The sequence below is a fragment of the Streptomyces sp. ISL-10 genome (genome assembly GCF_018614575.1).
In the GTDB taxonomy this organism is placed as follows: domain Bacteria; phylum Actinomycetota; class Actinomycetes; order Streptomycetales; family Streptomycetaceae; genus Streptomyces.
Window position 1 is genome coordinate 366123 of record NZ_JAGGOJ010000007.1, and the last position, 18804, is coordinate 384926.

Genomic DNA, 18804 nt, shown 5'->3' on the forward strand with positions numbered 1-18804 from the left:
GTCCCCGTCCCAGCGACCTCCCGGGTCTTCGAGACCGAGCCCGGCTGACCCACGGCCGATACCGAGCGAGGCGGCCCGCCACCGATCGCATCGGTGGCGGGCCGCCTCGTCGTGCGGGAGCCGGTCAGGCGTCGAACACCTCGTTGACCAGCTGCTCCTGCTCCTGCTCGTGGCGCTTCTTCGAGCCCACGGCCGGGGACGAGGAGTGCGGCCGCGAGATGCGGCGCAGGCGCTCGCCGTGCGGGACGTCCGCGCCGACCGCCAGGTCCAGGTGGTCGATCAGGTTGAGCGCGATGAACGGCCAGGCACCCTGGTTCGCCGGCTCCTCCTGCGTCCACAGGTACTTCTCGGCGTTCGGGAACTTCGCGATCTCGGCCTGGAGCTCCGCACCCGGCAGCGGGTACAGGCGCTCCAGCCGGATGATCGCCGTGTCCGTGACACCGCGCTTCCTGCGCTCGGCGTCGAGGTCGTAGTAGACCTTGCCGGCGCAGAAGACGACCTTGCGGACGGCCGCCGGGTCGACCGACTCGTCGCCGATCACCGGGCGGAAGCCGCCGGTGGTGAACTCCTCCGCCTTCGACGCCGCCGCCTTCAGACGCAGCATCGACTTCGGGGTGAAGACGATCAGCGGCTTGTGGTGCGGGTTGTGGACCTGCCAGCGCAGCAGGTGGAAGTAGTTCGACGGCAGGGTCGGCATCGCGACCGTCATGTTGTCCTGCGCGCACATCTGCAGGAAGCGCTCGGGGCGCGCGGAGCTGTGGTCCGGGCCCTGGCCCTCGTAGCCGTGCGGCAGCAGCAGCGTGACGCCGGAGTGCTGGCCCCACTTCTGCTCGGCCGAGGAGATGAACTCGTCGACGACGGTCTGCGCGCCGTTGACGAAGTCACCGAACTGCGCCTCCCACATGACCAGCGATTCCGGGCGGGCCAGCGAGTAGCCGTACTCGAAGCCCATCGCCGCGTACTCGCTGAGCAGCGAGTCGTAGACGTTGTAACGGGCCTGGTCCTCGGTCAGGTAGAGCAGCGGGGTGTAGTCCTCGCCGGTCCGCTGGTCCACCAGCACCGCGTGGCGCTGGCCGAACGTACCGCGGCGGGTGTCCTGGCCGGACAGCCGGACCGGGACGCCCTCCATCAGCAGCGAGCCGATGGCCAGCGTCTCGCCCATGCCCCAGTCGATCGTGCCGTCCTCGACGGAGGCCGCGCGGCGCTGCATCTGCGGCATCAGGCGCGGGTGCACCGTGATGTGGTCGGGGATGTTGACCTGGGACTCGGCGATCCGCTTGACGACCTCCTGGGAGACCGCCGTGTTCACCGCGACCGGGAACTCGGCCTGCACGGCAGGGACATGCTCCGGCACCGGGTGGCTGGTGGCCTCGCGGACCTCCGCGAACACCTTCTCCAGCTGGCCCTGGAAGTCCTGGAGCGCCTGTTCGGCCTCTTCCAGCGTGATGTCGCCGCGACCGATCAGCGACTCGGTGTACAGCTTGCGCACCGAGCGCTTCTTGTCGATCAGGTTGTACATCTGCGGGTTGGTGAACTGCGGGTTGTCGCCCTCGTTGTGACCGCGGCGGCGGTAGCAGATGAGGTCGATCACGACGTCCTTGTTGAACGCCTGGCGGAACTCGAAGGCGAGCCGCGCGACGCGGACCACGGCCTCCGGGTCGTCGCCGTTCACGTGGAAGATCGGCGCCTCGATCATGCGGGCCACGTCGGTCGCGTACATCGACGAACGCGACGACTCCGGGGCGGCGGTGAAGCCGACCTGGTTGTTGATGACGATGTGGACCGTGCCGCCGGTGCGGTAACCGCGCAGCTGCGACATGTTCAGGGTCTCGGCGACGACACCCTGGCCGGCGAAGGCCGCGTCACCGTGCAGGGCGACCGGCAGGACGGTGAAGTCCGTGCCGCCCTTGTTGATGACGTCCTGCTTGGCGCGGGAGACACCCTCGAGGACCGGGTCGACGGCCTCCAGGTGGGAGGGGTTGGCGACCAGCGAGACCTTGATCTGCTCGCCGTCGAGGCCGGTGAACGTGCCCTCGGCGCCCAGGTGGTACTTCACGTCGCCGGAGCCGTGCATCGACTTCGGGTCGAGGTTGCCCTCGAACTCGCGGAAGATCTGCGCGTACGACTTGCCGACGATGTTCGCCAGCACGTTCAGGCGGCCGCGGTGGGCCATGCCGATGACGACCTCGTCCAGGCGCGACTCGGCGGCCGAGTCGATGACCGCGTCGAGCAGCGGGATGACGGACTCGCCGCCCTCCAGGGAGAACCGCTTCTGACCGACGTACTTGGTCTGGAGGAAGGTCTCGAAGGCCTCCGCAGCGTTCAGCCGGCGCAGGATGCGCAGCTGCTCCTCGCGCTCCGGCTTGTGGTGCGGGCGCTCCACCCGGTCCTGCAGCCACTTGCGCTGCTTCGGGTCCTGGATGTGCATGAACTCGATGCCGGTGGTGCGGCAGTACGACTCGCGCAGCACGCCCAGGATGTCGCGCAGCTTCATCATCGACTTGCCGGCGAAGCCGCCGACGGCGAACTCGCGCTCCAGGTCCCACAGGGTGAGGCCGTGCTCGGTGATGTCCAGGTCGGGGTGCTTGCGCTGGCGGTACTCCAGCGGGTCGGTGTCGGCCATGACATGGCCGCGGACCCGGTAGGAGTGGATCAGCTCGAAGACGCGCGCGGCCTTGGTGACGTCGTCGTCGTGGGAGGCGTCGATGTCCTTGAGCCAGCGGACCGGCTCGTAGGGGATGCGCAGCGACTCGAAGATCTCGTCGTAGAAGCCCTCCTCGCCGAGGAGGAAGTTGGCGACGATCCGCAGGAACTCGCCCGACGCGGCACCCTGGATGACGCGGTGGTCGTACGTGCTCGTGAGGGTCATCACCTTGGAGATGCCCAGCTTGTTCAGGGTGTCCTGCGACGTGCCCTGGAACTCGGCCGGGTAGTCCATGGAGCCGACGCCCATGATGACCGACTGCCCGGGCATCAGACGCGGCACGGAGTGAACGGTGCCGAGGCCGCCGGGGTTGGTCAGCGAGACGGTGACGCCGGTGAAGTCGTCCATCGTCAGCTTGTTGTTGCGGGCGCGGCGGACGATGTCCTCGTAGGCCTGCCAGAACTCGAAGAAGTTCAGCGTCTCGGCCTTCTTGATGCCCGCGACGACCAGCTGGCGGTCGCCGTTGGGCTTCACCAGGTCGATGGCCAGACCGAAGTTGACGTGGTCCGGCTTGACCAGGGTCGGCTTGCCGTCCTTCTCCGCGTAGCTCCAGTTCATCGACGGCATGGCCTTGATGGCCTGCACCATCGCGTAGCCGATGAGGTGGGTGAAGGAGATCTTCCCGCCCCGGGCCCGCTTGAGGTGGTTGTTGATGACGATGCGGTTGTCGAACAGCAGCTTCACCGGGACGGCGCGCACGGACGTGGCCGTGGGCACCTCCAGCGAGGCGTTCATGTTCTTCGCGACCGCGGCGGCCGGGCCGCGCAGCGTGAGGAGCTCGGGCCCGGCGGGGGCCTCGGTCTCCGGCGCGGCGGCGGGCTTGGCGGCTGCGGCGGGCTTCGCCGGGGCGGCCTTCGGCGCCGGGGCCGCGGGCTGGGCCGGAGCGGCCGGGGCCGGGGCGGCCTGCGCGGGAGCGGCGGGCTGGGCAGCGGGCTTCGCCGGGGCGGCGGAGGCGGCCTGTGCGGGTGCCGCCTCCTGCGCGGCCGGCGCGCTCGGGGTCGTGGTGGGGGCCGCGGCGGCTGCCGCCGACTTGTCCTTGTCCGCCGCGCCGGCAGCGCCCGGCTTGTAGTCGGCGAAGAAGTCCCACCAGGCGCGATCGACCGAATTCGGGTCCTGGAGGTACTGCTGGTAGATCTCGTCGACGAGCCACTCATTGGCTCCGAACGCGGCGGCAGGGTTTTGGCCCTGCTTGCCTTGGTCGGTCGAGATGCTCGAGTTACTGGGGGACTGAGACGACACGGCGAGAACCGCCCTCTTCCGCTTCACAAGGTGATGGACAGCGGAAATAAAGGCTACGCCTCCCTGGCCGGGAGGTGCAGGCCGGGCGGGTCATCGTCGTGCAAGTCACACCGAAAGGCGGGTTTCGGGGTTGTGAATGGCGGGAAACAGGCGAAGTTCCGCTTCTGTGAGGATAGGCCTCATCGCGGCTGCAGCCCTGTGGCCTGCAGTCTTTCGCTCCTCCGGAACAAGCCCTGCCCGCATACACGCAGAACAAGCCCCTCCGGTTCGAACCCTACGTCAACCTCTCGGTGACGGGATCCCCGGCAGAGTGACGCGGATCCGGCAGCCCCGGGCGGATTCGGCCACTCCGATGTGGCCGCCGTGCAGATCCACCGCCCAGCGTGCGATCGCCAGCCCCAGCCCCGTACCGCCGTCGCTGCCCGGACCGTGCGGTGAGGCGACCTGGCCCCGGTTGAACCGCTCGAAGACCCGGTGACGCTCCTGCTCCGGGATGCCGGGCCCCTCGTCGACCACTTCCAGGTCCAGCGACTCCCGGCCCTGGCCGCGCCTGGCCCGTACCGTCACGCGGCCGTGCGGCGGCGAGTGCTTCACCGCGTTGTCGATGAGGTTCGCCACCACCTGGTGCAGCCGCTCGGCGTCCGCGTGCGCGGTCAGCTCCGGCGGAGAGACGTCCAGGTGCAGGTGGACGTCGGTACGGGTGTGGTGGCCGGAGCCGGAGGCGAGGCCCCGCTGGGACGATGCGAGATTCGCCTCCTTCAGCACACCGGACAGATAGGGCCACACCTCGAAGCGGCGGGCCTTGAGCGGCAGCACACCGTTGTCGAGCCGGGACAGGTCCAGCAGCGTCTCCACGAGCCGGCTGAGGCGCTCGGTCTGCTTCAGCGCCGTGCGCATCGTCTCGGGATCGGCGGCGGAGACCCCGTCGACCACGTTCTCCAGCACGGCGCGCAGCGCCGCGATCGGGGTGCGCAGCTCGTGCGAGACATTGGCGACCAGCTCCTTGCGGTGCCGGTCCACCGCCTCCAGGTCGTCGGCCATGCGGTTGATCGTGGAGGCCAGGTCGCCCAGCTCGTCGCGGCGGTCGGCGCCGCGCACCCGGCGTGTGTAGTCCCCGTGCGATATCCCCTTGGCGACCGTGTTCATCTCGTCCAGCGGCGCGGTCAGGCCGTGCGCCACGAACTGTGTGATCAGCAGGGTGGCGATGATCGTGAAGACGGTGATGAAGCGGATCTCGGTCTTGCTGTGGAAGGCCATCAGCAGCAGACCGGTCGTGATGAAGACCGAGACGACGACGAGCGTGCTGAGCTTGGTCTTGATCGAGATCGCGATGGAGGCGGCACCCAGCCGCCCGCGCATTCGGCCGCGGGGGCGCGGGGTCATGGCGCCGGCGTCTCCAGCGCGTACCCGACGCCATGGACCGTGCGGATCCGCTCGGCGCCGATCTTCCGGCGCAGCGCCTTGATGTGGCTGTCGACGGTGCGGGTGCCGGATGCGTCCGCCCAGTCCCACACCTCGGCCAGCAGCTGCTCACGCGAGAGCACCGCACGCGGGGTGTTCGCCAGGCACACCAGCAGATCGAACTCGGTGGGGGTGAGATGCACGTCCTCGGCCCGTACCCGCACCCGGCGCTGCGCGTGGTCGATCTCCAGCTCGCCCAGGCGGAGGATGCCGCTGCGCGGCGTGACCGCGGCGAGCGCCGCGCGCTCCACGCGACGCAGCAGCACGTGCACCCGGGCGGCCAGCTCGCGCATCGAGAAAGGCTTCGTCATGTAGTCGTCCGCGCCGACGCCGAGACCGACCAGCATGTCCGTCTCGTCGTCACGGGCGGTGAGCATCAGCACCGGCACCGGACGCTGTGCCTGAACCCGCCGGCAGACCTCCAGGCCGTCGAAGCCCGGCAGCATCACGTCCAGGACCATCAGATCGGGCTGCCACGCCTCGGCGGCGTCCACGGCCGCGGGGCCGTCGAGGGCCGTCTGGACCAGGAAGCCCTCGGCCCGCAGCCGGGCGGCGATGGCGTCCACGATCGTGGCGTCGTCCTCGACGACCAGCACCCGGCGCTGGGCCCCGGGGGTGGCCGCGACCCCGTTGTGCGTGGTGTGTGTCTGCTCCATCGCCCCGCCCCTGTACCTGTTTCACCGCTAGCTGCACGGAATCCGGATCGAGGTAGATCCCGTGTGTGTCCCAGCAGCGTAAGGGCATCGAAGGGGTCCCGGCTACGCAGGGCGAACAGCGAGGTGGACCACGTCCGGTACTCCTCGGGCAAGGCGGATCTCTTCGGTTCTTACCCCGGTGAATCCGGCATTCCGCAACGCATCCTCGAATGCGGCGGAGGGCTGTGCGGACCACACGGCGAGTACGCCCCCGGGCCTCAACGCCCCCTGACAGGCGGCGAGTCCGGCAGGGGAGTACAGCTCGCCGTTGTCCTCGGTGACCGTCCAGTCGGGCCCGTTGTCGATGTCCAGACACAGTGCGTCGTACTGGTCGTCCGTGGTCCGCAGATATGTCACGAGGTTCGTGTGAAGGATCACGCAGCGTGGATCGGCGAGGGCCTCACCGGAGATCGCGGCGAGCGGCCCCGACCGGTGCCAGTCGATGATCGCCTGCTCGCGCTCGACGACCGCGATCCGCCGCCAGGCCCTGTTCGCGGCGGCGCGGGCCAGGGAGAAACCGACCCCGAGACCGCCGATGAGGACACTGGGCGCGACGTTGCCGGTGGTCACGGCGTCGTACGCGGCGTCGATCAGCAGCCGCTCGGAGCGCCCGTCGGAGGTGTCCATCAGGAAGCACCCGTTGGCGATGATCTCGTGCACCGCCGCGTCTCCGTCACCACGTCTGCGCAGCACGACCTCCCCGTAGGGCCCCATGCGCCGGTCCAGGGTGACGGTGGCGTCGCTGACGGGGAACGGCATCGTGGTGACCTCCGGACGGCGGGCGAATGACGACAGGGATCACCGCCATTTTGTCGGGCCGCCGGGGGCGGGACAAACCTGTTTCGGGTCGCCCCGGGGCCCCGTTGCGGCCGGGCCCCGGCCCCGCGGGCGGGAGGCGCCGGGTTGCGGCCGGCGCGGGTGGTGGGACCGCGTCCGCGGCGGTTACCCGGCCGCGGGCCCGGCCGCACCTGGGGTCGGCCGGGGCGGCGGTCAGGCGGGGCCGCGGCAGGCGTGGAGGGTGACGCCGAGCACGAAGGCGGCGAGGGCCGTCGCCCACGCGCCGGGCAGGTCTCCGGGCTGCATCGGCCAGGCCCAGACCTGCGCCGCACCGCCGTGCGCCCTGGGCGCGCCCAGATAGACCGCGCTGAGGTAGGCGAACGCGGGCAGCCAGCTGAGGCGCGCGCCGATCACGGCGGACGCGGCCGCCGTGACCCCGACGGCCCCCAGGATGTTGCGGACCATGGCCGCAGGGCCGAACGTGCCGTCGTCGAAGATGACCGCGAGCGCGAGCAGCGCCGAGGCGAAGGCCGTGAGACCGGCCGACTGGACGAGACGCCTCGGCCACCAGGGGCGTACCGCGGCACGCTCCAGTTCCTGCATCGGTGTGTGCAGGCCCGTGCCGATCACCGCGGCGGCCATCAGAGGGGCGAGCGCGACCACCGGGACGAGACGTCCGGGATCGAGATGGGCGTCCAGCCCGTACGCCGCCCAGACCGCCAGCACGGCGACGGCGGCCAGCGAGGCGAGGGCGAGCGGGACGGCGCGCGAGCGCGCGAGCAGGAGCGCTCCGGCCGGGCGGGAGCAGAAGGCGGTCACAGGACCGGCACCTCCTTCGGATCGCAGTTGTGGACGGTGGCGAAGTAGCGGGACAGCCAGTCGCGGCGGGCGTCGTCCGGCATGGCGGCCAAGCGGGCCCGGGCCGCCCGGTCCGCCCCGACACGCGCGATCGCGACCTCGTCGCCCGCCTCACCGGCCAACTCCAAGATGTCCCGCTCGCCGGTCTGCCGCACGGGAACCGGCGCCAGCCAGTCGGTGACCGCCATGTCGACCCGGCGGGCCCGCTCGTCCTCGGCGCGCGCGTCGCAGGCGTCGTGGCTGCCCGTGATCGCCGCTGCCCCCTCCCATGCGTACTGCTCGGGGTCGGTCAACTCGCCGCGCACGACGATCCAGCCCAGCGGGGTCAACATGGGCAGTTGTGCCTCGTCCGGCCCGGGCTCCCCGACCAGGTCCTCGAAGCGCACGGGAAGGTTGTCGACCCCTTCGAGGCGCTCCTGGAGCGGAGCCAGGGCGTTCCTGACCTCGGGGAGCAGACCGGAACGGAGCGCGTTGACGCAGATGTGCGGGCGTACCGACGTGTCGCACACCTGGCGCTGCGCGAGGGGGTGGGGGCGCCACATGCCGTCACCGGTCTGCGCGATGACGACCCCCGCGACGGCCGCGGCTGCGAGCGGCAGCAGCGCGGTGGACCGGCGGCGGGCCGCGTACGCGAGCACCGCGGCGGCCGCCAGGCCGCCCGTCCACGCGATCGCGGCCAGGGGCTGCCACCACACGGGAATCATTTCGCCCATCGCCTCCGCTGACGCCGGGCTGAGGTGGCGCGCCCCGCTCGTCCCGTAGGACGGTATGCCGAGGAGGACGTAGCAGCACACGGCGAGCGCCGGTGCGGCCGCCCGCCACGCCACCAGCCGCCCCACGACGTGCCCCAGCAGCGTCATGGCAGCCAGGAAGGCGGCGTCCATGAGGATCGGGGCGATCAGCGGACGGCCCGCGGACGTGTAAGGCCAGGTGGCGGCCAGCGTTCCCGCCGCCACGACGCCGTAGCCCGCCACGTTCCACCCCGCCGTGGGCAGCGAGGCCGTCAGGAACTGGGCGAGCGGGGCGCGCGCGGCCGATGCGCGCAGCTCGTCCGTGCGCCGCCGCCGCTCCCTGCCGCCCTGCCAGCAGCCTGCCGCGGCCGCGAGAGGACCGCCCAGCAGCGCGCCCGCTGTGTGCAGCAGCGCCTGGGTCTCCTCCCAACTTCCCTGCCACTGCGACGCCTTGCCCGCGAGAGCGATCGAGAGCGTGACAGCGACGGCGAGGCCTGTCCAGGGCGCGGAGCCGCGCAGCAGCTCGCTGCGGAACGGATGCGGCGCGGGCCGCGCGGCGGCGGCCGTGGCCGCGGGCGGCGTGGCCGTGGTCGTCATCGGCGTACCTCCGCCCGGGCGGCGCGGTGGCTGCGGAGAGCGGCTGTGTAGCCGCGCTCGATGGGATTGTCGCCGTCCTCGTCCGCGCCGGAGTCCTTGCCGAGGGAGGTCAGTTCCGCGGTGGTGCCGCGGAAGGCGAGCCGACCGGACTCGATCAGGGTCACCTCCGAGCAGGCCGCCGCCACGTCCTCCACCAGATGGGTGGAGACGATCACGGTGGCACTGGTGCCGAGCCCCCGGAGCAGTGCCCTGAACTCGACGCGCTGCTCCGGATCCAGACCGGCGGTCGGCTCGTCGAGCAGCAGCAGTTCCGGTTCGTTCACGATCGCCTGTGCGATGCCGGCACGGCGCAACATGCCGCCGGACAGCGTTTTCATCTTGGCGTCGATGCGGTCGCCGAGGCCAACCCGCTCCACGGCGCGTTCCACCGCGGCCGGCACGGCCTCGGTACGCATCTCCTTCAGCCAGGCCACGTAGGCCACGAACTCGCGCACCGTGAAGCCCGGGTAGTAACCGAAGTCCTGCGGCAGATAGCCCAGCCCGCGCCGGACCTCGGCGCGCTCGCGGTGGCCCGAAACGTCACGTCCCAGCAGCGCCACCCGCCCGCCGGAGGGGGCGGCGACGGTCGCCAGGACCCGGATCAGCGAGGTCTTGCCCGCTCCGTTCGGGCCCAGCAGACCGTGCACACCGGTTCCGAACGAGAGATCGACGGCGTCCAGCGCGACGGTTCTGCGGTGCCGGACCGTCAGGCCCGCCACCTCTGCCCTGCTTGCGGTGCTCACATCTTCTCCAGGTGGTCGAATGACGAACGGCGCAGAGCGAGAAGCGCCGCGCAGAGCACGGCCGCACCGCCCCAGGCGCTCTGTGCGGTCGGTCCGCCCACGACGTGCGCGAGGCGGTCGGCGATCTCCGGCGGCATCGCCGCCAGGACGGGAGCGACGACGACGGCCAGCCAGCCGGCCGCCAGGGCCGCGGCGGCCGTGCGGCAGCCGACGTACGAGCCGAGCGCCAGAGCCGCGAGGGTCAGTGCGATGCCGGGCAGCAGCCACGCCGCCGCGCCGGGCCCTCCCGAACCGGGCGGCAGCAGGGCACCGATCGCGGTGAGCAGCGGGACGCCGGCCGCGAGCACGACGGCGGTGCGCGTCAGCAGTAGCCGGAGCCCGCCGGACGGCGTGGAGACAGCGATCTCGTACAGCGGGTCCGTGTGCCTGCCGTACGACAGCCCGACCCCGGCGACCGGAACCAGCGGCGCGACGAGCAGCAGCAGCGGCCGCGCGGCCTCGTAGCCGGCCCCGTACCCGAGCGCGAGCGCCCCCGCGCCGACGAGCAGCAGCGCGACGACCCAGGCGCGGTGCAACCCCGGTCCCACGGACCGCAGGCGCCGGACGGCGGGCCACGCCTGCTGGATCCGCCGGCCGGTCCATGCCCGGGGGACCCGCCCGGCGGCCCGCGCCTGCCGGATCCGCCCCCCGGCCCGTGCCAGGGGGACCTGCCCGGCGGCGTACGGCTCCGTCCGCCTGCCCCGGCCGCGCAACCGGGCCGTCAGAGGGCTGCGGACCGGCTCGGCGGCGGCCGCCGCGACGAGCGCCGTCCGTAGCTCCGCCAGCAGCGGACCCACCGTTCCTGCGCGGACCGCCGCCGAGACGCGGGACGCGCACGGCGTGCACGACTCGATGTGCTTCTCCAGCGACCAGGCGTCCGGCTCGGGAATCGCCCCCGAGGCGTACTGGGACGCGAGCTCATCGGTGACATGCCAGATGACGGCGTTCACGCCGTACCTCCCCACGCAGGCCGACCCAGGGCCGCCCGCAGTTCGCGGCGGGCCCGCAGGGCGCGGGTCTTGACCGTGCCCTCCGGTATTCCGAGCAGCCGCGCCGCCTCCCGGGTCGTCAGCCCATCGACCACCGTCGCCCGCAGCACCTCCCGCAGCTCCGGCGAGATCCGTGCCATGGCCGTGCCCACGTCCCCGTACTCCAGCTCGGCCAGTACGCGCTCCTCCGCCGACGGCACGACCCCGGCCGGCTCGTGGACGACGCGTTCGTGGCGGGCCCGTGCGCGCTGGGCATCGACCAGGCGGCGTGCGGCGATTACCCACAGCCAGCCACCGGCCTCGCCTCCGCGATGGGAGGCGGCCGAGCGCCACACGGTCACGAACGTGTCCTGGAGCACCTCCCGCACCGTCTCCGGATCGGCGCAGCGACGCGAGAGGCGGGCGTGCAGCCAGCCGGCGTGCCGGTCGTGGAGCACGCCGAGCGCCTCCGTGTCCCCGCGGGCGACCGCGCGCAGCAGCGCCGCGTCCTCCCGCTCTCCCCCCGAGGGGCTCATCGGTCTCACGTCTTCCCTATCGCCCCGGGACGGGCCGCCGGTTCACGCTCTGTTCTCCGGGCCGCTCGCCGCGTGCGTGAGGCGACGGCCCCGGAGCGCGGGCGCCCGTCAGCGCTGGTGTCCGGACCGGACCCTTCCGAGAGTTGCCCGCGTGCCGGTCACTCGCCGGACGGCGCGTGGAACAGGCTGACCAGCGGGGCCTGCACCTGCCAGCCGAGCGATTCGTACAGCGCCCGGCCGTCGGGGGTGCAGCCCAGGACGCCGGTCGTCGCGCCCTGCTCCAGCGCGGCGCCCTGAAGGGTGTGCATCACGAGCCGCCCGAGGCCCTTGCGCCGGTGCTCGGCCGCCGTCTCGATCTGGTCGACGACCGCGGTGTCCCCGGTGGGCGCGATCTGGCCGCGTGCGGCGAACGAACCGTCGGACGCGACGACCAGGAGCCGGGTCACGCCGCCGCGGCTCCAGCTCTTGAGCGTGTAGCCGTCAGGCACCTCGGGGGCCGGCGTCGGCCGCAGCCGGGTGTGCATCAGCCAGCCGGGCCCGCCGGCCCGCCAGTCGGGGCCGGCCCATTCGACGACGTCCTCCGGCTCGGCGAAGACCTTGAGCCACACTGTCGGTGCGGCGACCTCGGCGGCGACCTTGCGCACGGTGGCCTCGTCGTCGGCCGTCAGGACGTGCCGGGTGGCGTGCCCGACCTGGCCGACGTCGACCGTGAACCCCCAGGGTCTGACGACGGGTTCGGCCGCGCCTCGGGACACGACCCAGCCGCGGACCCAGGCGGCTGTAATGACTGATGTCTGCATGGGGCTATTTACACAGGGCGATTGGCGCAGGCGCCAGGCCCGGCGGAGCGCCTTCCTCGGTGCGGCAGGGTGATCGCTCTGAGCGAACAGCCTTCGGGGAACATTGTGGGGCTCATATGCATTGAGTCGGTACAGCTCAACTTGACTGCCTAAGGGGAGATCATGGCTGCCGATGTCACGGCTCACTCACCGCTCACACTGCCCGTCCTGCCGCTCGACGACGAGGTCGTACTGCCCGGCATGGTCGTGCCGCTCGACCTGTCCGACACCGAAGTACGGGCCGCGGTGGAGGCCGCCCAGGCTGCCGCCCGTCCCTCCGGCAACAAGCCGAAGGTGCTGCTCGTTCCCCGTATCGACGGCACATACGCCGCGACCGGTGTGCTCGGCACGGTCGAGCAGGTCGGCCGGCTCTCCGACGGCGACCCCGGCGCACTCATCCGGGGCGTCGGCCGCGTCCGCATCGGCGCCGGCACCACCGGTCCCGGCGCGGCTCTCTGGGTCGAGGGTGCCGTGGTGGAGGAGACCGTTCCCGACCCGCTGCCCGGCGCCGTCACGGAGCTGGTCAAGGAGTACAAGGCGCTGGCCACCGACTGGCTGAAGAGGCGCGGTGCCTGGCAGGTCGTCGACCGCGTGCAGCAGATCGACGGCATCTCGCAGCTCGCCGACAACTCCGGCTACTCACCGTTCCTGACCACCGCTCAGAAGATCGAGCTGCTGGAGACCACCGATCCAGTGGCCCGTCTCAAGCTCGCCACGGAGCAGCTGCGCGACCACCTCGCCGAGCAGGACGTCGCCGAGTCCATCGCCAAGGACGTCCAGGAAGGCGTCGACAAGCAGCAGCGCGAGTTCCTGCTGCGCCGTCAGCTCGAAGCCGTGCGCAAGGAGCTGCGCGAGCTCAACGGCCAGGACGGCGACGACGAGTCCGACGACTACCGCGCCCGCGTCGAGGCGGCCGACCTGCCGGAGAAGGTCAGGGAAGCCGCGCTCAAGGAGGTCGAGAAGCTGGAGCGGGCCAGCGACCAGAGCCCCGAGGGCTCCTGGATCCGCACCTGGCTCGACACCGTCCTCGAACTGCCGTGGAACGAGCGCACGGAGGACGCCTACGACATTCAGGGCGCCAAGGCGACCCTGGACGCCGAGCACGCGGGTCTGCAGGACGTGAAGGAGCGGATCACCGAGTACCTGGCGGTGCGCAAGCGGCGGGCCGACAGGGGGCTGGGCGTGGTCGGCGGGCGGCGCGGGGGCGCGGTGCTCGCGCTCGTCGGCCCGCCCGGTGTCGGCAAGACCAGCCTCGGCGAGTCCGTGGCCCACGCGATGGGCCGCAGGTTCGTGCGCGTCGCGCTCGGCGGCGTACGGGACGAGGCGGAGATCCGCGGCCACCGGCGCACCTACGTCGGCGCGCTGCCCGGCCGCATCGTCCGCGCGATCAAGGAGGCCGGTTCCATGAACCCGGTCGTCCTGCTCGACGAGATCGACAAGGTCGGCTCCGACTTCCGCGGCGACCCGGCCGCGGCCCTGCTCGAAGTCCTCGACCCCGCGCAGAACCACACCTTCCGCGACCACTACCTGGAGGTCGAACTCGATCTGAGCGATGTCGTCTTCCTCGCCACCGCCAACGTGCTGGAGGCCATCCCGGAGGCGCTGCTCGACCGGATGGAGCTCGTCCGGCTCGACGGCTACACCGAGGACGAGAAGATCGTCATCGCCCGGGACCACCTTGTGCCGCGCCAGTTGGAGCGGGCGGGGCTCGCGGTCGGCGAGGTGACGCTGGACGACTCGGCGCTGCGCAAGCTGGCGGGGGAGTACACCCGCGAGGCAGGCGTACGGAACCTGGAGCGGTCCATCGCGCGACTGCTGCGCAAGGTGGCGGCCCAGCACGAACTGGGCGACCGGAAGCTGCCGTTCACCATCACCGACGGTGAGCTGCGCGCGCTCATCGGACGGCCGCATCACGTTCCCGAGTCCGCCCAGGACCCGGCCGAGCGCCGCACCGCGGTGCCCGGCGTGGCCACCGGGCTGGCGGTGACCGGCGCGGGCGGCGACGTCCTGTTCGTCGAGGCCTCGCTCGCCGACCCGGAGACCGGTGCCGCCGGGCTGACCCTGACCGGTCAGCTGGGTGACGTGATGAAGGAGTCCGCGCAGATCGCGCTGAGCTTCCTTCGCTCGCACGGCGCCGAGCTGGAGCTGCCGGTCGCCGACCTCAAGGACCGGGGCGTGCACATCCACTTCCCGGCGGGCGCGGTGCCCAAGGACGGCCCGAGCGCGGGCGTCACGATGACCACGGCGCTCGCGTCGCTGCTCTCCGGACGCCTGGTGCGCACCGACGTGGCGATGACCGGTGAGGTGTCGTTGACCGGTCGGGTGCTTCCCATCGGGGGCGTGAAGCAGAAGCTGCTGGCCGCGCACCGCGCGGGCATCACGACCGTCGTGATCCCCAAGCGGAACGAGGCCGATCTGGACGATGTGCCGGCCGAGATCCTCGACGGGCTGGAGGTCCACCCCGTCACGGACGTCCGGCAGGTGCTGGAGCTCGCGCTTTCCCCGGCGGAGGTGCCGGTGACGGCCGCGGCCTGACCGCACGGCGGCGTCCGGGCCCGGCGGAGGCGATCCACGTGGTCCCCCGCCGGGTCCGTCCATGTCCCTGCCGGTCCGTACTGTGCCCGTGCCGGGTCGACCGCTGTGCGTGTACCGGATGCGTGCCGGGTCGACCGCCGGGTCCGTGCCGGGCGCGTGCGGGCGCGTGCCGGATGGGTGCCGGTGCCCGTGCCGGGTCGACCGCTGTGCGTGTACCGGATGCGTGCCGGTGCCCGTGCCGGGTCGACCGCCGGGTCCGTGCCGGGCGCGTGCGGGCGCGTGCCGGATGCGTGCCGCGTCGACAACAGGGTCCGTACCGGGTCTCTGCCGTGTCCCTGCCATGTCCGCATGTCCCGCACAATGGACGGATGACCGCCCTGCAGGCCGACTGCTCCAACTGCTTCGGGCTGTGCTGTGTCGCACTGCCCTTCTCCGCATCCGCCGACTTCGCCGTGGACAAGCCCGCCGGAAAGCCCTGTGGCAACCTTCGGACGGACTTCGGCTGCGGCATCCATGAGCGGCTGCGTACGAGCGGCTTCCAGGGATGCACCGTCTACGACTGCTTCGGCGCCGGCCAGCACGTCTCCCAGGTCAGCTACGGCGGCACGGACTGGCGGCAGGCACCGGACACCGCGCGGCAGATGTTCGCGGTGTTCCCCGTCGTCCGCCGGCTCCACGAGCTGCTCCGGTACGTGGAGGAGGCGCTGACGCTGCCGGCCGCGCGCGAGGTGCACCCGGCGTTGCGCCGGCAGCGGGAGACGGTCACCGGGCTGACCCGCCTCGACCCCGACGCGCTGCTGGAACTCGACGTCGAAGCTCACCGCCAGAACGTCAACGTGCTGCTGCTGCGTTCCAGCGAGCTCGTCCGAGCGGGCGTGGGCAAGGACGGGAAGAAGAAGGACCGCAGGGGCGCGGACCTGATGGGCGCCCGGCTGCGCGGCGCGGATCTGCGCGGGGTGAGCCTGCGCGGCGCGTATCTCATCGCCGCCGACCTCATGGGCGCCGATCTGCGGCAGGCCGATCTGATCGGGGCCGATCTGAGGGACGCCGACCTCTCCGGCGCGGATCTGACCGGCAGCATCTTCCTCACACAGCCGCAGGTGAACGCGGCCCGCGGCGACGGCGCCACCCGCCTGCCGGAAGGGCTGACCCGCCCCGCGCACTGGTCGTGACGTCCGGCGCGGCGGGACGGGACGGGACAGGAAGGGGGCCGGGGCTCAGCCGTTGGCGAGTGCCTGGAGGCGGTCGTAGGCGCCGTTGAACTTGTTGTGGTCGCCGACGATGGGCCCGGACGAGGTGTACTGCCACATCGTGTAGTAGCTCCAGCCGGCCGGGAGCGTTCCGGGCGTGGTGTTGTAGCGGGCGATCCACAGCGGGTTGGTGGAACCGAAGCCGCCGTAGTTTCCGGTGCACTGGGTCCACCAGCTGGTCGCCGTGTAGATGACCGCGTCCCGCCCGGTCCGGTACTTGTAGCGGTTCAGGAAGTCGCGGATCCAGGTGACCATCGCGGACTGCGACTTGCCGTAGCATGCCGCGCCGTACGGGTTCCACTCGATGTCCAGCGCGCCCGGCAGGGTTTTGCCGTCGCGGGACCAGCCCCCGCCGTTGTTGACGAAGTAGTCCGCCTGGGCGGCGCCCGTCGCCGTGTCGGGGGTGGCGAAGTGGTACGAGCCCCTGATCATGCCGATGTTGTAGGAGCCGTTGTACTGCTGGGTGAAGTACGTGTTCTTGTAGTACGTGCCTTCCGTTGCCTTCACATAGGCCCACTTGACGCCGCTGTTCCACAGGGCGGCCCAGTCGACGTTGCCCTGGTGGCTGGAGACGTCGACGCCTTCCGTCTGGATGGCGCGGGTGTCGCCCGGGGGGCCGCCCTGACCGTCATGGGCGATCACGCCCATGCCCATGTGCGCGGAGCCGCGCTCGGGCTTGGGTTCGGCCACGGCGGAGCTCGGGGCGACCAGCAGGAGGGCGAGGACTGCGAGGAGAGTGCCGGCCGCAGCGAGACGCTTGCGTCCGGTCGTTCCGGATCTGTGCACGGGCATAGCGTGCCTCCGAAGACCTCGGTGAGGGGCTTTGACGATGTGTCGACATGTCATGGCGGAAAACGCATGGTGTGGACATGCCATGAACGAAGCTACGCACGTAGAACACCCCGTGGAAGGGGGCCGGGTTGCCGCCGTTGGTCTACGCCTGCGAAATACTTGCCGAGCTGCGGCGACGTGGGACGCGGGAAGAAACTTTCATCACCAGGAAAGCGCGCGAGGGGTGCTGACGTGCACGAAAGCGGTACGGCGAGTGAAGCCGACACCAATGACAGAAGTGGTGTGGACCAGGAATTCCTCGCCTTGGAGCGGGAGTTGTCTGTTTTCCTGCGCCGCGCGAGGGCCTCGTCCGGGGAGATGGCCCGCGAGGTCCACCCCGACCTGGAACCCGCCGCCTACGGCCTGCTCGTCCGCCTGGAGGAGACCGGACAGCAGCGCGCCACGGAACTCGCCGGTTACTTCGGGGTCGGCAAGGCGACCATGAGCCGGCAGCTGCGGGCCCTGGAAGAACTGGGCCTTGTCACCCGGGAGCCCGACCCCGCCGACGGCCGAGCCTCCCTCGTGCGGCTCACGGACGAAGGGGTGGCACGGTTCCGTCATGTGCGCGACGCCCGCCGCGGCCGCTACCGGAACAAGCTGGCCGGCTGGGACCGCCGCGAGGTCGCCGAACTCGCCCGGCTGCTCCATCACCTGAACGCGCGCGCGGAGGGCTGAGGAGACCTCGGAGGCCGAGGGTCCCGCGGGGCGAAGAGGCCCGGCATCCCTCACTGCTCGGCTCGCGGCTCGGCACGCATGCGGCCCCACCGCTCGGGCCCCGCAGCGCCGCCCCCGCCGCTCCGGTTCACAACTCGCGTGTTCACGGTTCGCGCCTCACAACTCGCGCCTCACAACTCGACGAAGACCGCCGTGGCGTCGTCGTGCAGCTTGAAGCGGATCGCGCCCGTACGCGGCTCCGCCGCCGACTCCAGCGCCCGCACCCGGTCGATCAGAGCCTGCGCCCCCTCCTTGCGCAGCACGTCCACGCACGCCGCCCAGTCGCCCTCGGCGAACATGTCCACCCAGCGGGACGCGCCGTCGGTCAGCGCCCCCAACGCCCGCACCCCGACGCGCGCGACCCGGCCCGTCACCGCCCGCACCGCCACCGCCGGGTCGGCCGCCGCCGTGAAGAACCCGCCCTCGGCATTACGCAGCGCGTCGGCCGACGCGTGCGTGCGCAGCGCCTCGCGGGGCAACCGGTCGAGTCGGTCGTCCAGCACCGCGCGGACCGAGCCGTCGGCCGACTCCAGCAGCAGTGTCGAGTCGGAGAGCACCAGGTACTCCACCTCGTCCGACGGTTCGCCCCACCGCGCGAGGACCACCGTCGCCTGCGGCGTACGCACGTGAGAAAGGTCACAGGTGCCGCGGTGGGCGGCCGCCGTCCGGCGGATCGCCTCGGAGAGCACGTCCGCCAAAGGGAGATCACGCCGCGAACCGGACAGTTCGATCAGCGCGCCGCCGAGCCGGGCGGTGAACCAGGGAACGCCGTGCACGCATCCCGTGTCGCCCTGGGGCGGAGTCACGCCGTCCAGTACCACCAGCGTTCCGCCCTGGCCCGACGCGGGCAGAGCCACCGAGGCCCAGTCCTCGTTGAGACGTTCAGGGCTGCCCGCGGTCGTGGCGAGATCGATGTGCATGACCTTCAGTCTGCATGACTCCTCCACCAAACCCGTGCGATGCGCCCATTGGCCCGTACCGGCAGGTCAGACCGGTTGCTTCGACCCAAATGGACCGCTGTGCGAAGCTGCGGGCGCGCATCCTGCCAAAGGGTGCCCGTGAGGTCCAACCCACACGCCGGGCTCCGCGAGTTTCGGTGTTCCGGAGAGTTGTTCGCCAACTCAAGCATGTTGTTCACTCGTTCGGGTGGCGGAGCGGCCGATGCGCGCCTCCCTCCCAAAGGCACTGGAATGGTCGGAAGCCGTACCAGGGGTGGGGCTTTCGCGCGTGACCGGTCGTCATCTCTGC

The 18804-nt window shown here is 71.6% G+C and carries 15 protein-coding genes; 3 read left to right on the forward strand and 12 right to left on the reverse strand.

Annotated features, from left to right (window positions below; all coding sequences use genetic code 11):
- Positions 1-124: 124 nt before the first annotated feature.
- From J7E88_RS08325 to J7E88_RS08370, 10 genes are all read right to left on the reverse strand, one after another.
- Positions 125-3943: a multifunctional oxoglutarate decarboxylase/oxoglutarate dehydrogenase thiamine pyrophosphate-binding subunit/dihydrolipoyllysine-residue succinyltransferase subunit gene (locus J7E88_RS08325; RefSeq protein ID WP_215178799.1), complete on the reverse strand. Its 3819-nt coding sequence runs from the start codon at positions 3941-3943 to the stop codon at positions 125-127.
- Positions 3944-4222: 279 nt separating this feature from the next.
- On the reverse strand, positions 4223-5326 hold the full coding sequence (locus tag J7E88_RS08330) for a HAMP domain-containing sensor histidine kinase (protein WP_215178800.1): 1104 nt from the start codon (positions 5324-5326) through the stop codon (positions 4223-4225).
- Entirely contained in the window at positions 5323-6060 is a 738-nt protein-coding gene (locus J7E88_RS08335) for a response regulator transcription factor (protein WP_147988102.1), read from the reverse strand. Before J7E88_RS08335 ends, J7E88_RS08330 begins: the two co-directional genes overlap by 4 nt.
- Before the next feature lie 102 nt (positions 6061-6162).
- Positions 6163-6858: a spermidine synthase gene (locus tag J7E88_RS08340; RefSeq protein ID WP_215178801.1), complete on the reverse strand. Its 696-nt coding sequence runs from the start codon at positions 6856-6858 to the stop codon at positions 6163-6165.
- 231 nt (positions 6859-7089) lie between these two features.
- Positions 7090-7695, reverse strand: a complete 606-nt coding sequence (locus J7E88_RS08345) for a hypothetical protein (RefSeq protein WP_215178802.1) — start codon at positions 7693-7695, stop codon at positions 7090-7092.
- Positions 7692-9062, reverse strand: coding sequence for a hypothetical protein (locus tag J7E88_RS08350; RefSeq protein ID WP_215178803.1), 1371 nt, complete (start codon positions 9060-9062; stop codon positions 7692-7694). The genes J7E88_RS08345 and J7E88_RS08350 overlap by 4 nt, the downstream gene beginning before the upstream one ends.
- Complete coding sequence (locus J7E88_RS08355; RefSeq protein WP_308307411.1) at positions 9059-9844, reverse strand: ABC transporter ATP-binding protein; 786 nt, start codon at positions 9842-9844, stop codon at positions 9059-9061. Before J7E88_RS08355 ends, J7E88_RS08350 begins: the two co-directional genes overlap by 4 nt.
- The gene (locus J7E88_RS08360) at positions 9841-10833 is read right to left on the reverse strand and encodes a zf-HC2 domain-containing protein (RefSeq protein ID WP_215178804.1); all 993 of its coding nucleotides are present in this window, start codon (positions 10831-10833) and stop codon (positions 9841-9843) included. The genes J7E88_RS08355 and J7E88_RS08360 overlap by 4 nt, the downstream gene beginning before the upstream one ends.
- Entirely contained in the window at positions 10830-11387 is a 558-nt protein-coding gene (locus tag J7E88_RS08365; protein ID WP_215178805.1) for an RNA polymerase sigma factor, read from the reverse strand. Before J7E88_RS08365 ends, J7E88_RS08360 begins: the two co-directional genes overlap by 4 nt.
- Before the next feature lie 158 nt (positions 11388-11545).
- Positions 11546-12187 (reverse strand): GNAT family N-acetyltransferase, encoded by a 642-nt coding sequence (locus J7E88_RS08370; RefSeq protein WP_215178807.1) that lies wholly within the window; start codon positions 12185-12187, stop codon positions 11546-11548.
- Between the two features lie 162 nt (positions 12188-12349).
- On the opposite strand from J7E88_RS08370, the gene lon reads away from it, so the two are divergent.
- Positions 12350-14761 (forward strand): endopeptidase La, encoded by a 2412-nt coding sequence (gene lon, locus J7E88_RS08375; RefSeq protein ID WP_215178809.1) that lies wholly within the window; start codon positions 12350-12352, stop codon positions 14759-14761.
- Between the two features lie 368 nt (positions 14762-15129).
- A complete protein-coding gene (locus J7E88_RS08380; protein WP_215178811.1) occupies positions 15130-15933 on the forward strand; it encodes a pentapeptide repeat-containing protein in 804 nt (267 codons plus the stop codon).
- Between the two features lie 45 nt (positions 15934-15978).
- Here the strand turns inward: J7E88_RS08380 and J7E88_RS08385 are convergent, their stop codons facing one another.
- On the reverse strand, positions 15979-16803 hold the full coding sequence (locus tag J7E88_RS08385) for a lysozyme (RefSeq protein WP_215178813.1): 825 nt from the start codon (positions 16801-16803) through the stop codon (positions 15979-15981).
- Positions 16804-17034: 231 nt separating this feature from the next.
- On the opposite strand from J7E88_RS08385, the gene J7E88_RS08390 reads away from it, so the two are divergent.
- Positions 17035-17517, forward strand: coding sequence for a MarR family transcriptional regulator (locus J7E88_RS08390; protein ID WP_215178815.1), 483 nt, complete (start codon positions 17035-17037; stop codon positions 17515-17517).
- Between the two features lie 170 nt (positions 17518-17687).
- On the opposite strand, the gene J7E88_RS08395 is transcribed toward J7E88_RS08390, so the two are convergent.
- The gene (locus J7E88_RS08395; protein WP_215178817.1) at positions 17688-18476 is read right to left on the reverse strand and encodes a hypothetical protein; all 789 of its coding nucleotides are present in this window, start codon (positions 18474-18476) and stop codon (positions 17688-17690) included.
- Positions 18477-18804 lie beyond the last annotated feature (328 nt).